The organism is Maridesulfovibrio salexigens DSM 2638, from assembly GCF_000023445.1.
GTDB classification, from domain to species: domain Bacteria; phylum Desulfobacterota; class Desulfovibrionia; order Desulfovibrionales; family Desulfovibrionaceae; genus Maridesulfovibrio; species Maridesulfovibrio salexigens.
The window spans coordinates 1,024,946-1,038,152 of the sequence record NC_012881.1 but is presented as its reverse complement, the minus strand read 5'-3'; the positions used below and the strand labels follow the sequence as shown (position 1 = coordinate 1,038,152).

Here is a 13,207-nt window from a genome sequence, read left to right as displayed (position 1 = left end):
CTTACTTAACCTGTTAGGCAACCATGCCCTTAAAGGCGAAAAAGATCATGGACATGATTCCGGCGGTAATCAGGGCGATAGGTACGCCTCTGAAAACATGGGGAACCGGAGCAACGTCAAGACGCTCACGAATGGACGAAATGATAACCAGCGCAATGAGGAAACCGATACCCGAAGCCAGACCGTAGGCCATGGACTTGATAAAAGAGTAACCGTTACGCTGAACCATGATCGCAACACCGAGAACAGCACAGTTGGTGGTGATCAGCGGAAGGAAGAGGCCCAGAGACTTGTACAGGGGCGGGATGACCTTTTTGAGGAACATCTCAACAAACTGTACCAGCGATGCAATGACCAGAATAAAGACAATGGTCTGCAGGTACTCAAGTCCGTGAGGAATGAGTACATACTGATGCAGGGGCCAGGTAATGGCAGTCGCCATCAGAGTAACAAATATAACCGCTCCACCCATTCCGAGTGCAACATCAGAGGACTTGGAGGTTCCCATGAAGGGACATGCGCCAAGGTACTGAACCAGTACGATGTTGTTGATGAAAATGGCGGAGATAAAAAGCAGAAAGTATTCCATTTTAACGCTCTCCCCTATTTATCCTTAAGGTCTTGAATGCCGCCGCAGGCACCGCAGTGCGCACAACCGGAGTTCATTACATCAGGCACAGTCTCGCCCTTCTTGCGGCTCTGGTACCTGTTGAAAGCGTTCATGCCCGCGAGGATGACACCGAGGCCGACAAAAGCACCGGGAGCCATGATCATGAATTCAGCAGGCTTGAAGCTTTCCCACATGACCGGAACGCCGAACACGGTTCCGGCACCGATAATTTCACGGATGGCACCGAGGAAAGTCAGGGAGACGGCAAAACCTATCCCCATGCCAAGAGCATCGGCAATGGAGAGGATCACACCGTTCTTCGAAGCAAATGCTTCGGCTCGACCGAGGATCAGGCAGTTAACAACAATAAGCGGAACGAAGATACCCAGCTTCTGATAAAGCGGATATGCATAAGCCTGCATAAGCAGCTCAACCGTAACAACAAGTGAAGCGGTGATAACGATAAAGCAGGCGATACGTACTTTAGTCGGGATAATCTTCCTGATGCTGGAAATGATCAGGTTGGACATGGTCAATACAAAGATGACCGCCATTCCCATACCGAGACCGTTCTCGGCAGAGGAGGTAACAGCCAGTACGGGACAAAGTCCCAGCAGCACCCTGAACGGAGGAAGCTCGTCCCAGAGTCCTTTTGCAAATTCTTTTACTAAACGGCTCATGGTGTCTCCTTAAGAGTTCTTCCAGATGTTGGTGATCTCAGGCTTGATAGACTGATAAACCTCAATGGCCTTGCGAACTGCATCGACAGTACCCACGGAAGAGTAAGTCGCTCCGGCGATGGAATCGATATCGCCGCCCTTGGCAGAAACCTGCATGGAATCAAGGCCGTGACCTTTAAACTTATCAGTAAAGGACGGTTTCATGATCTTGTCGCCAAGACCGGGAGTTTCAGTCTGGGTGGTGATGCCGATGCCGAGCAATTCGTCATTATCCACATCAAATCCGACCATAACGCCGATGTCACCGGAATAACCGGGAGCAAAGGCTTCAAGAGCGATACCGACCAGCTTGCCGTCCTTCATGGCCGGGAAGACAGTCACATCTTTTATTTTCACACGTTCCTTGATGGGATCGTTATCACGATTTTCAAGTACGGAGAGCAATGCAGGACCCTGTACGTAGGTAAGAACCTGCTGTTCAATCTGAGTTTTAGTGGCCTGCTTAAGGTTAACCAGCACCGCACCGGAAGTGGCACAGATGATGGAGAGGACCACGAGCATGTGAAGTATTTCGCGCATGACTTACTTGCCTCCGAAAGGTTTGGGACGTACGCGGTCCAGCAGGGGGGTAAGCAGGTTTGCCACCATGATGGCAAAGGGCACGCCGTCAGGATAGATGCCGTAAACCCGGATAATGATGACCATGGTCCCGGCAATAAGTCCGAAGAGAATCTGCGGGATCATACCCACCGGGCTGGAAGCAACATCGGGAGCGAGAAAAAAAGCTCCGAACATTACAGATCCGGTCAGCAGGTGGAAAAGCGGATTGGCGTAAACCTCAGGATCAATCATCCAGAAGATGGAAGCGGTAACGGTCACACCTACGAGGAATGCAGCAGGAATGAATACACGCACCCAGCCGGTAGCGATGAGGAATATACCGCCAGCCAGCACTGCGAGAATCTGGGAAGCACCCAGGCCGCCGAGTTGCTTACCGAGGAAAAGGTCGGTGTAATTGAACTGCTCAAGAGTATCGAGACCGAAAAACTTAAGCTGGTCCAGAGGCGCGTTGATCATGAAGTGAGCAAGGTTTGCGTCAATATCCATGGCAGCAGGCCAGGAAAGGCGACAGAATGCCCAAGCAACCAGAGGCGCACAAATGGGGTTGGAACCGAATCCGCCGAAAACGGTGCGGCCCAAAACGATAGTCAGCACAGCACCGCTGGCTACCAGCCACCAGGGAGCACCGGCCGGCAACAGGAAAACGAAAAGAAGACCTTCGTAAAGTGCGGTGTAGTTATCTACGTTTACGTCACGGTTCTGCATCTTGAGGCAGAGAACCTCAGCAAGAACGGCAGCGGTTCCGGCGATACCCACAGTTGCGAGAGCGGGCAGGCCGAACATATTGAAAGCCATGAGCAATGCGGGAACCAGAGCCAGAAGATGAGACTGCATCATCTTCTCCACGGTGCGCTTGCTGCGCCAGTGAGGAGCAGGCGAAACCGTAAGTCTGACCGCAATGTCGGACATTGCTTTAATTACTGGAGGAGTCATATTTTAACCCTTGAAACTTGTATGTTTAACCGCAATCCGGCTGTTCCCTGTATGATTATTCAATCAATATTTAGAATCTGATGATCCCGGGATTAATTGTGCTACCGGAAGCGAAATCAAATCATTTTAGCGCGAAGCGCAACACCTATAACTGCTAAGCCTTCTCACCCTGCCCGCTCGCCAGAAGCTGATCCTTGGCAAAACGGATGTACTGCAGAATGGGGCGTCTAACCGTACAGTTGAACGAGCAAAGGCCGCATTCGAAACAGCTGTGCAGATTATGCTTTTCAGCCATTTCAAACATCTCATACTCGGCGTAACGGCTGAGCATGTTCGGCTGGATTCTTGCCGGACAGCTGAGCACGCACTCACCGCAGTTGATGCAGGTTGCGTCTTCAATTGAAGGGAATGTGCCGGCAGGAATTACGAACAAACCGTAATCGCCCTTCTTTACACCTTCATCAAGGCTGTAAACAGCTTCACCTCGGAAAGGACCGTCAAGAACGACCTTGTCACCGGACTTCACTTCAATATCCAGTTCATTGCAGATATGAGCTACGGGAGTTCCGAAAAGAACGCGGTAGTTCTTTTCACCGATGGTCATGATCGTATCGGTGATAGGCATACCGGTTTCATAAACTCTGCCGAGGTTATAAAGGTCCATGACGCTGATCACTTTGGTGTCATCAGGAAATTCCTTTCCGGTGACTTTCTTAACAACAAGAGCATCGAGGGAGTTGGGGTATTTGGGCTTAACAAAAACACGCTCTGCCCCTGCAAGCTCATATGAAGAACCGGCAGCAACAGCCAGCGTGGTATGCACCGGAGTGATCAGAGACTCGGCAAGGCGCAGGCCAGCTTCAATGGTCTCTTTCTCATCTTTGAGCAACTGTTCGGCAACGGAAATACCCGGCTCCGGGTTCAGGCCGTTGATGACCAGCTTATCCGCATGGGAAGAAAGCGCGGCAACGTTCAAACCGAGTTCCTGAAGAGTACGCAGCAGATCTTTGCCCGGTCCCATGGACTTTACATCAATGGGTGCAACACTTTCTTCACCGCCGTCAGATTTGATGGTCAGGTGGTGGTAGTTGACCTTGGTAGCCTTACCGGAAAGCGCCGCACTACAGGCCGCACCGTATTTCGAAGGACGCTCGGCAAGCAGTTCACCAGCTGCAAGCTTCTGGCCTTTCTTGATTTTCAGAATCTTGTTGCGCATGGAAATATTAAGTTCCGCAGGCGCAGTGATGTCGGAAATGGTCTTCTGAACATCGGATTCAAGGGAATAATGTATTCTAAGCATGAGACCTACCTCGCATGGCAATCGTAACAGGAATCTTCACCGTAGGGGCCTCCATCACTCTCGTGACAGTCCATACACTGGGCGTGAAAAGCTTCAGCGCGCAGAGGGATGCTCTCGGTATCAGGCTTGTCTTCTTCAGCGAGAGGACCGGTAGGGACATCATCGTGACAGCGCAAGCATGCTTCCTCACTGGGAAAACTCTTCTGGTGTTCAGCCCTGAATTTGGCATCGAAAGCAACCGGATGACAGCTTCCGCAAGAAATCGGCCTTTCCTGACCGATATCGTCATGGTGGCAGTCTGAGCATTCATAGCCATACTCATCAGCATGAACAAAATGAGTAAAAATCACCCTGCCGCCACTGTTGTCCATTACAACACGGGCCGGATTTTCCTGCACAGCCGGCGGGAAAAGAAACCCGGCGATTGCCGCAACGGACAAGACAGCAACAATTAATGTTATTGGGATATATCTGTTCTTCAACGGATCAATCCTTAATTTAAAAAGATTCAAGATTAAGGCACTAAAGCCGGAAACTACCGATTAGAAGCAAACCCTATGCATCAATTTGCAGTTTCATCCTCCGGTAAATCTTTAAAAAGTGTATGGAACCCTCAACCCACAGCCTTTAAGAAAGATTCGTCCGCCCCCGCGATTCTTCCTTCCGTAACCTTTTGGGAAAGGCACGCAGTGAAAGAAGAACCGCGAGGACGGTTAGTGATTGGTCAATCATTCAGTATCTATTTCGGAGTAACCCTTTTCCAAAAAATACCGTTTCGGTCAAGTAGGGAATACCCCCTTAACCTACGACCAGAGCCGATAAACAATTATCTGAAACCACCGTCACCTGACCAGCAAGTGCCGAAGACAATTGATTATTCGTTCAGCATAGCAAAGTAAGCAAGTACTATACCACGATTTTATAAATCCATGTCTGGATAATTATTTTAGGTACTCAACATACTGAAATATTGCATTTTATATGAAAAACTCTTTTCTTGTGAAAAAAATATTATAATTTCTTTACAACTGAATCTTAAATTTATTTTGTGCTTTTTTGCACAAAGTCTGAAAAAGAAGAGTCCTAAATATAAGACACTCTTTTATAAACCATTGAAAATATGCTATTTAACATTGTAAACTGATTCTATAAAAGGGTCTTTTTTTCAGGACTCCCAGCTATACAAAAGATAATCTATTCTAGTATTATTACACAATTTCAATGGCATAACTTGTCTTAGTAAATCTTCTGAAAATTACTTGTCTGAAAATACGGAGCAGTGCAAAATCAGATCTTTTTTAAATAAAACACATTAACTTTGATAAGGAAGGAACATATGTATGCAGTAATATTTGAAGTTTACCCTAAGGAAGACGGAAAGCAGGAATACCTCAAGATTGCAACCAAAGTTAAATCTTTCCTTGAGAACCGCGAAGGATTCATTTCTATTGAAAGATTTCAAAGCCTTGCGGATGAGGGTAAAATTCTGAGTCTTTCTTTCTGGGAAAATGAAGAAGCAATAGAAATTTGGCGAAATCTCCTTGATCATCGCGAAGCACAACAGTCAGGGAAAGAAAAACTGTTTAAATCTTACAGGATAAGGGTTGGCAAAATCACACGGGATTATACTGACAATACACGAAAGCAAGCCCCCAAAGACTCAACGGAGTACCTTTCGTCCTAATCCTGTATTGTCATTTTTGTATTAATTGAGTGTCAAAGCATGCCTACATTTTATAATTGATTCTATTCCTAAAAAGACTACAATCCTTTATTAGGACTATAATTATGTCACTATAAGACATAATAAAGGTTGGAGAAAGCTTAAAAACATCTCTGGGGAGGGAGTGCTTTTAGCTGAAGGGAGAACTGCAATTTATAATCAAAAGGGTGTCATGACTTTTTCAATTCGAAACAAAATCGTGTTGATGGCAGTGGTGATTGCTTTAGTGACCGCCACATCAATTTTCCTGACAGTGAACCACTATGTTGCCGAAGGATTCTCCGATGAATCAATACGCAACATTTCCACCATGAAAAAAGTTGTCGACCGCCATATTGACAGCCTATCCCAAGGATTTCGAGAGAAAGCCGAGTTGTTAGCACGGGATATTGACCTAATAACTGCCATAAAGCAGGGAGAGTCTGAAACGCTTCAGAAAAAACTTCGCTCTTTGATGGTAGAAACAGAATCTGAATTCTTGACCCTGACTGATGCAAACGGAGTGGTGCTTGGGCGTGCGCACGCCAGTAGCTTAGGTGACAATGCCAAAGGACAGGAAACCGTAAACAAGGCACTGAGTGGAACAGTCACTTCAGGTATCGTAAAGGGCAAGGAAATCACCTTTTCCCTGCGGGCGGCAGCACCTATAAAAGTGAATGGTCAGATAATCGGTACGATATCCCTTGGAACCTCACTCTCCGACAAAGACTTCGTTGATGATGTAAAACAATTCTCCGACCTTGAGGTAACCGTATTTAATGGTGATACCCGTGAAATGACGACTATCATCAAAAATGGTCGTCGGGCGGTCGGCACAAAAATGACCAACCCCGAAGTTACAGCTACCGTAATTGATCGTGGCGAAACTTTCCTTGCCCGCAACAATATTCTTGGCATCGACTACCAGACAGCATACTGGCCGATCAAATCAGTCAACGGCAAGAATATAGGGATGTGGTTTATTGGAATGCCCATCCAAACCATGATCAAAGCCCAGAATAATGTAAAAACATCTTCCCTGCTGGTAATCGCCGTGATCCTGCCCATTATAATGCTCGCAGCATGGCTTTACGCCAGAACAATGGCCCGCCCCATCATTGAAGCCACTAAATATGCCACCCGTGTTGCAGCAGGTGACCTTGACCACGTTCTTGAGATCAAGACCCGTGATGAAGTAGGAATACTGGCTAATGACCTGAATGCAATGGTCGTTACTTTAAAAGAAAAAATCAGCGAAGCGCAGGAGCAGACCCGCCACGCAGCAGAAGAAACAGAAAAAGCGCAGCAGGCCACGCTCGAAGCAGAAGAAGCGCGTAAAGAAGCTGAAAATGCCCGACGCGACGGTATGCATCAGGCTGCACGGGAGCTCGAAGATGTTGTTGCTATCATATCAACAGCTTCCGAAGAACTTTCCGCCCAGATTGAACAATCCGCAACCGGTTCAGACATGCAAAGCCAGAGAACAGCGGAGACAGCCACAGCCATGGAACAGATGAACGCCTCTGTTCTTGAAGTCGCTCGCAACTCAGGCGAAGCTTCAACAACTGCCGGAGACGCAAGCACAACCGCTACCAACGGGGCAAACGTCGTTAAAGAAATGGTTGAAGGTATCGGAGTTGTCCAGAATTACTCTGAAGCCCTTGAAAAAGAGATGGAAGAACTGGGCGACAGTGCAGGCAAAATCGGTCAGATCATCGATGTAATTTCGGACATTGCCGACCAGACAAACCTGCTGGCCCTCAACGCAGCAATTGAAGCTGCCCGAGCAGGTGAAGCAGGCCGAGGATTCGCAGTTGTAGCTGACGAAGTCCGCAAACTTGCAGAAAAAACCATGACCGCAACCAATGAAGTTGAATCTGCCATTTCGGAAATTCAACGTGGAACAAAAGAAAGCATCAGCCAGTGTGCATACACAGTAAAAGAAATCGGAACAGTTTCAGAAATGGCAGAAGATGCAGGTAAATCACTCAGTGAAATCCTCTCGCTTAATGATGCGGTTTCCGAACAGATTCAAGGTATCGCCGCAGCATGTGAGGAGCAGTCCGCAACTTCAGAACAAATTAACCGGGCTGTAGACGAGATCAACAATATCTCAACCGAGACAAACAGTGCCATGCGCCAGTCGGCGGAAGCTGTTTCCGACCTCGCAGCTCAGGCACACCAACTCAAATCCATTATCGACAATATGAAATCAGCATAAAAATAAGGCCGGTGCGTAAAAACGCACCGGCCTTTTAACTTCCCTTCTTACAGTAAGAAACTACCCGGTTCCTGCCCTGCTCCTTAGCTTGATACAAACATTTGTCAGCATGTTTAAGGGCGATCTCTATGTCTTCGTCAGCACATACCATTGTAAGCCCGATGCTCACCGTAAGTTTCACAACATGTCTACCTATACGGACTTCCATATCTTCAATTGCCTCACGCAATCTTTCTGCCACCTGAATGGCCGAATCTATACTGCCGTGAACCAATAAAGCTGCAAATTCCTCTCCGCCAAGTCTTCCAAAGACGTCTGAAGTTCTCAGGGTCTCTATACAACACTTGACCATCTCCTTAAGAACCACATCACCCACGCTGTGACCATAGGTATCGTTTATATTCTTGAAGTGATCAATATCCAGCATCATGAGATACAGTTCTCCGCCATAACGAGTCAACCTATCAAGCTCGGTTTCCGCACGGCTCATAAAATGACGCCTGTTATGGGCACCGGTAAGATAATCAGTGCTGGCCAGCCGCTTAACTTCTTCAAGCATTTCTTTTTGCTCAGTAATATCATGTGCCGTAATACTTACCAGTCTACCGTCACCAACCACCGAATCAACAGGATGGTAGGTTACTGAAAAAAACCGCTTCCCAACCAAAGGCAAATCGACCCATGCTTCAAAGCCTGTAGTCTGGCCCGCGAATGCCGAATCAATTAACTTTTTAGAACGATCATCAAAAACATCCTTTCCGGTAACTTCATATACGGGACGGCCAAGAAAATATTCTTTGGGTTTATCGAAAAATCTCACATACGAATCATTAACCATTACATACCGATAGTCTGAATCAAGCAGAGAAACCATATCCGGACTAAGCTCAACAAGCCTCTCAAATTGACGTAACCTTTGCTCTGCTAATCTGCGCTGCCCAACTTCGTTTGCCATTGCTGAGTTAACCTGTCTCAAATCACCAAGAGCACGCCGTAATTCCTTGGTTCGTTCTTCAACTTTTCCTTCCATTTCTGCGTAAGCCTGCCGCAACGCCTCATCAGCCTGTTTGCGACGTACAATATTCCACATGCCATCCATCATCAGGGTCAACTGACGCACATCCTCGTCATCATATTCATCTTCCTTATTTCCAACACCGACAAGAAGCACGATTTTCCCGTCATCAAAAAGAGGAACATTCATATGCCTCTTGATTGGCACATGCCCTTTGGGAAGCCCTTTCTTTGCTCCACATGCAGCATAGTCATTAAGAATCATGGGGCGTCTTTGCCTGATAGCCTCTCCCCAGATCCCGACATCTTTCACATGATAGATATCAGGGATTAATTCCACAGAACATTGGGGCATAACTTTTCGAGACCACGCATAAAGCCTGAGTTCTGATTCATCTTCGTTTACAAAATAAATATATCCGATCTCACTTCTTGTAATCCTTACTGCTGCTTCCAAAGCAAAATCATATATCTGGTTATAATCCGCGTCAGCCATACCGGATAACGTGGCAAGAGTTTCAAACCGAATCTCATTCAACTGGGTTTTCTTACGCTCCGAAATATCCCTGACTATCGCAACAAAGACCCGCATCCCTCCCACATCCATAGCGGAAACACTGATGCTGGTAAAAATAGAATTGCCGTCCCGATCCAAGACCTCTGCTTCGAAATCCTTGACTACTTCGCCAGAGGAAAGCAGGTTCATCAACCGCTCCCTATCTTCGGGATATTTATAATTATCATTAACACTTAAAGGGATTGTAGCTTCATCTACATAACCGAACATTTCAGCTGCACGGGAATTGCCAGCCAAGACGATTCCTTCCTCATTTGTAATAACAATAACATCAGGAGAAGATGCAATAAATTTCCTGCACAGACTGTTTTTGGCAAACAAATCCTGAAACAAATTATTCAAATAAAACAACGTCCCCCCCTTCGATTCGCATTAAATGCAGCTATAAGCATGCACCCCACTAAACTTATTACCATATTTAAACTAAGCCCCTGCTCCCCCCCCGGTGAGCAGATTCATAGCCGATGAAAAACAACGCTTGCGGACTAGCAACAGAACAATAATTGAAGAAAGAGCAGTTGATGCAACCAGCATAAACATTACTACGATCTGATAACGGACGGCTTCTTCAGGATCAGCACCGGCCAGAATCTGACCAGTCATCATACCGGGAAGAAATACCAAGCCCACACCCATAAGTGAGTTGATGGCCGGAATCATGCCCGCACGCAAAGCATCGCGAAATATATCCGCTGTAGCCTCCTTATAGTCCGCACCATGACATAGCAGCATTTCAACTTCGTCACGTCTATTCCTGAGCTCAGAAAAAAACCTTTCCAGAGATAAGGCCAGAGAATTCATGGAATTCCCGGCAATCATACCTCCGATGGGAATAAAATACTGCGGGTTCCACCACGGCTCAGCTCCGATAACAACCTTGGTGACCAGAATAGTAACCAACGAATAACTGAACATGACTGCCAGTCCGGTGGGCATGAGATACGAGACATTCTTCTCTTTTACCCGACCATGAATAATATGAACAGAGAAGAAGGTCATAACCAGATAGAGAGCTAAAACAAGCAACGCACTATTCAAACCAAACAGAATCTTGAGCAGATAGCCCATAGTCAAAAGCTGCACGAAGGAGCGCAATACGCCGACAGCCAGATCCTTCTCCAGTTTTAGCTTGTAATAAATAGAAAGAACCCCGGAAATGGAAACAAGCCCTAAAGCTATCAATAACTGCACCCATGTTATGGAAATTAAGCTACTGTTCATGCGACAACCTCCACTTTACCGTCTGAAACGGTCAGATGCATGTGAGGACAGCTGGGGTGATAACTGGTATGATTAACCATGAGTACAGAAATGCCTTCTGCCGCCAGCTCTTCCGCTATCTTCTCAACACGCTCCCGGCTTTCCCGGTCAAGAGCACTGGTGGGTTCGTCAAAGCAGATTGCCATAGGTTTGGGCAACACTGAACGAATCAGGCAAAGTCGCTGGCGCTGGCCCACGGAAAGATCCGAAGCTTCGCTATCTAATGAGATTTCACCAAGGCCGACTCGTTCCAGCCATTCGCGCAGGTCATCATCTAATGGGGCATCAAAGCCCTTTCTGATATTGAGAGTGAAAGGTAGCAGCAGGTTTTCGCGAACTGTCCCCGACAGCACAACAGGAGTCTGCTGCACAAAGCCGATCTTGGACCGTAATTCCGGGGGATAGATGGATTGTATGGATTCATCATTTAAGAGGATATCCCCCTGCCCGGCTTCTTCCAGACGGACAATTAACCGCAGCAAGGTAGATTTTCCAGCACCTGAAGGTCCGGAAATATGAACAAACTGCCCAGAAGGTACGGCAAAGGAAACATTGTGCAAACCTTTGCCTTTCGGCCAGTTGAATGAAACATTCTTAAATTCAAGAACAGGAGTCTCACCGGCGGACTCCACTTTAAGGGGTATATTCACTTTGCAGCTCCCTAATGCATTAGCAGTTGCGACCAAAATCAGATACTGATCTTTGGTCAATTACAGGGCTAACGGCAATCTTCAAATCAATGTCTCAGCTACAAATTCAGTCAGTGGTATTTGCCCGCAGTTTTTTTAACTCTACATTCTACCAACAATCATTGAAGCATGATTTCATTTACATTGATATTATATTCCATACCTCCACGGCAATGTTTTCATTATTCAGGAAAAATAGAAACTATTGCCAAAGCCCCCACGCATATATATCTTTATAGATAACGAAGAGTTCGGAGGACACATGGACAAAAATATAAAATCAGAAACAATTTCCAGACGACAGGCCTTGAAACTGGCCGCAGGCGGAACTCTCGGCATCCTGAGCGGATGTGCCATTAATCCTGTGACCGGACAACAGCAATTGATGCTGGTTTCGGAACAACAGGAAATCCAGATGGACCGCCAGAACTCCCCGCACCAATTTTCCGCGGACTATGGCGAGGTTCAGGACAGTCGGGTCAGCAACTACATCACGAAAGTCGGGGTTTCCCTTTCCTCCAGCAGCCATAGACCGAACATGCCCTACTCTTTCCGGTGTGTTAATGCTAACTACGTTAACGCTTATGCCTTTCCCGGCGGCAGTATAGCCTGCACCCGAGGCATTCTGGTCACCCTTGAGAACGAAGCTGAACTTGCCGCACTTCTGGGTCATGAAATCGGACATGTGAATGCCCGGCACACAGCATCACGCATGAGCTCCGCCATTGCCGTACAGGGAATCGTTGCTGTCGGGGTAGGTGTTGCCGCCACTCAAGACAGCCGACTCGTGCCACTGGCAGCAGGTCTGGGCGGCATCGGTGCCGGAATGCTCCTTGCGAGCTACTCTCGTTCTGATGAAAGACAGGCCGACAGCCTCGGCATGGAATACATGGATAACGCAGGCTACGACCCGGAAGGAATGGTCGGACTCATGGAAGAACTGGAGAAGCTGCACAAAAGCAAACCTTCATTCGTTCAACAGATGTTTGCTTCCCACCCTATGAGTTCAGAGCGCTACGCAACCGCTGTTAAGAAACGGGATACCGTATACGCCAACAGTCACGGCAAACTTCTGCGCGAAAGATACATGGACAACATCGCATCCATACGCAAGATCAAACCTGCCATTGAGGAAATGCAAAAAGGCGAAGGAGCCATGCGCAAAAAAAGCTACAATGAAGCTGAAGAACACTTTTCAAAAGCTTTGCGCATAGCACCCAACGATTATGCAGGCTTACTGCTCATGTCCAAATGTCAGCTGGCACAAGGAAAAGCCAAAGAAGGATTGCACTACGCTCAGCAGGCAAAAAACAGATATCCACAGGAAGCACAGGCTCTGCATTTGACCGGTATGCTCAGTCTTGAAAACCGCCAATTTAAACAGGCTCTTTCCAACTTTGATGCATACGAAAAAAGGCTACCCGGAAACCCCATGACTACATTTTATAAAGGCGTTTCATATGAAGCTCTTGGGAACCGGGAGATGGCAGCTAATGAGTACTACCGTTTCATCAAGGTCAATAACCAAGGGGATTATGCTAAGCACGCATATGACCGACTTGTAGGATGGGGCTACCTGCAATAGCCAACCGGGAACCAA

Annotated in this window: 12 protein-coding genes; 3 read left to right on the top strand and 9 right to left on the bottom strand. The window is 47.1% G+C overall.

Annotated features, from left to right (window positions below; genetic code table 11):
• Nucleotides 1-13 precede the first annotated feature (13 nt).
• The 6 genes from DESAL_RS04655 to DESAL_RS04630 all read right to left on the bottom strand — a co-directional run bounded on the left by DESAL_RS04655 (nucleotide 14) and on the right by DESAL_RS04630 (nucleotide 4,626).
• Entirely contained in the window at nucleotides 14-589 is a 576-nt protein-coding gene (locus DESAL_RS04655) for an electron transport complex protein RnfA (RefSeq protein ID WP_015850808.1), read from the bottom strand.
• Nucleotides 590-603: 14 nt separating this feature from the next.
• Nucleotides 604-1,290, bottom strand: coding sequence for an electron transport complex subunit RsxE (gene rsxE / locus DESAL_RS04650; RefSeq protein ID WP_015850807.1), 687 nt, complete (start codon nucleotides 1,288-1,290; stop codon nucleotides 604-606).
• Between the two features lie 9 nt (nucleotides 1,291-1,299).
• Nucleotides 1,300-1,869 carry an RnfABCDGE type electron transport complex subunit G gene (gene rnfG / locus DESAL_RS04645; protein WP_015850806.1) on the bottom strand — a complete coding sequence of 190 codons (570 nt, stop codon included), beginning with the start codon at nucleotides 1,867-1,869 and terminating at the stop codon, nucleotides 1,300-1,302.
• Between the two features lie 3 nt (nucleotides 1,870-1,872).
• Nucleotides 1,873-2,844 (bottom strand): RnfABCDGE type electron transport complex subunit D, encoded by a 972-nt coding sequence (locus DESAL_RS04640; RefSeq protein WP_015850805.1) that lies wholly within the window; start codon nucleotides 2,842-2,844, stop codon nucleotides 1,873-1,875.
• Nucleotides 2,845-2,998: 154 nt separating this feature from the next.
• Nucleotides 2,999-4,144 carry a 4Fe-4S dicluster domain-containing protein gene (locus tag DESAL_RS04635; protein WP_015850804.1) on the bottom strand — a complete coding sequence of 382 codons (1,146 nt, stop codon included), beginning with the start codon at nucleotides 4,142-4,144 and terminating at the stop codon, nucleotides 2,999-3,001.
• Between the two features lie 5 nt (nucleotides 4,145-4,149).
• Complete coding sequence (locus tag DESAL_RS04630) at nucleotides 4,150-4,626, bottom strand: cytochrome c3 family protein (RefSeq protein WP_015850803.1); 477 nt, start codon at nucleotides 4,624-4,626, stop codon at nucleotides 4,150-4,152.
• 854 nt (nucleotides 4,627-5,480) lie between these two features.
• Between DESAL_RS04630 and DESAL_RS04625 the strand changes: the two genes are divergently transcribed.
• Nucleotides 5,481-5,828 carry an antibiotic biosynthesis monooxygenase family protein gene (locus DESAL_RS04625; RefSeq protein WP_015850802.1) on the top strand — a complete coding sequence of 116 codons (348 nt, stop codon included), beginning with the start codon at nucleotides 5,481-5,483 and terminating at the stop codon, nucleotides 5,826-5,828.
• A gap of 211 nt (nucleotides 5,829-6,039) precedes the next feature.
• Complete coding sequence (locus DESAL_RS04620; RefSeq protein ID WP_015850801.1) at nucleotides 6,040-8,067, top strand: methyl-accepting chemotaxis protein; 2,028 nt, start codon at nucleotides 6,040-6,042, stop codon at nucleotides 8,065-8,067.
• Between the two features lie 34 nt (nucleotides 8,068-8,101).
• Here DESAL_RS04620 and DESAL_RS19640 read toward each other — a convergent pair whose 3' ends face one another.
• The 3 genes from DESAL_RS19640 to DESAL_RS04605 all read right to left on the bottom strand — a co-directional run bounded on the left by DESAL_RS19640 (nucleotide 8,102) and on the right by DESAL_RS04605 (nucleotide 11,568).
• Nucleotides 8,102-9,979, bottom strand: coding sequence for a GGDEF domain-containing protein (locus DESAL_RS19640; RefSeq protein ID WP_281004421.1), 1,878 nt, complete (start codon nucleotides 9,977-9,979; stop codon nucleotides 8,102-8,104).
• A 102-nt stretch (nucleotides 9,980-10,081) separates the two neighbouring features.
• Nucleotides 10,082-10,879, bottom strand: a complete 798-nt coding sequence (locus DESAL_RS04610; RefSeq protein WP_015850799.1) for an ABC transporter permease — start codon at nucleotides 10,877-10,879, stop codon at nucleotides 10,082-10,084.
• Entirely contained in the window at nucleotides 10,876-11,568 is a 693-nt protein-coding gene (locus tag DESAL_RS04605; protein WP_015850798.1) for an ABC transporter ATP-binding protein, read from the bottom strand. Before DESAL_RS04605 ends, DESAL_RS04610 begins: the two co-directional genes overlap by 4 nt.
• 301 nt (nucleotides 11,569-11,869) lie before the next feature.
• On the opposite strand from DESAL_RS04605, the gene DESAL_RS04600 reads away from it, so the two are divergent.
• On the top strand, nucleotides 11,870-13,192 hold the full coding sequence (locus DESAL_RS04600; RefSeq protein WP_015850797.1) for a M48 family metalloprotease: 1,323 nt from the start codon (nucleotides 11,870-11,872) through the stop codon (nucleotides 13,190-13,192).
• Nucleotides 13,193-13,207 lie beyond the last annotated feature (15 nt).

Excerpts from the sequence above, each read along its gene's own strand:
- rnfG (WP_015850806.1), bottom strand. The coding sequence starts at position 1,869 with ATGCGCGAAATACTTCACATGCTCGTGGTCCTCTCCATCATCTGTGCC.
- DESAL_RS04620 (WP_015850801.1), top strand. The coding sequence starts at position 6,040 with ATGACTTTTTCAATTCGAAACAAAATCGTGTTGATGGCAGTGGTGATT.
- DESAL_RS04625 (WP_015850802.1), top strand. The coding sequence starts at position 5,481 with ATGTATGCAGTAATATTTGAAGTTTACCCTAAGGAAGACGGAAAGCAG.
- DESAL_RS04655 (WP_015850808.1), bottom strand. The coding sequence starts at position 589 with ATGGAATACTTTCTGCTTTTTATCTCCGCCATTTTCATCAACAACATC.
- DESAL_RS04635 (WP_015850804.1), bottom strand. The coding sequence starts at position 4,144 with ATGCTTAGAATACATTATTCCCTTGAATCCGATGTTCAGAAGACCATT.
- DESAL_RS04610 (WP_015850799.1), bottom strand. The coding sequence starts at position 10,879 with ATGAACAGTAGCTTAATTTCCATAACATGGGTGCAGTTATTGATAGCT.
- DESAL_RS04640 (WP_015850805.1), bottom strand. The coding sequence starts at position 2,844 with ATGACTCCTCCAGTAATTAAAGCAATGTCCGACATTGCGGTCAGACTT.
- rsxE (WP_015850807.1), bottom strand. The coding sequence starts at position 1,290 with ATGAGCCGTTTAGTAAAAGAATTTGCAAAAGGACTCTGGGACGAGCTT.
- DESAL_RS04600 (WP_015850797.1), top strand. The coding sequence starts at position 11,870 with ATGGACAAAAATATAAAATCAGAAACAATTTCCAGACGACAGGCCTTG.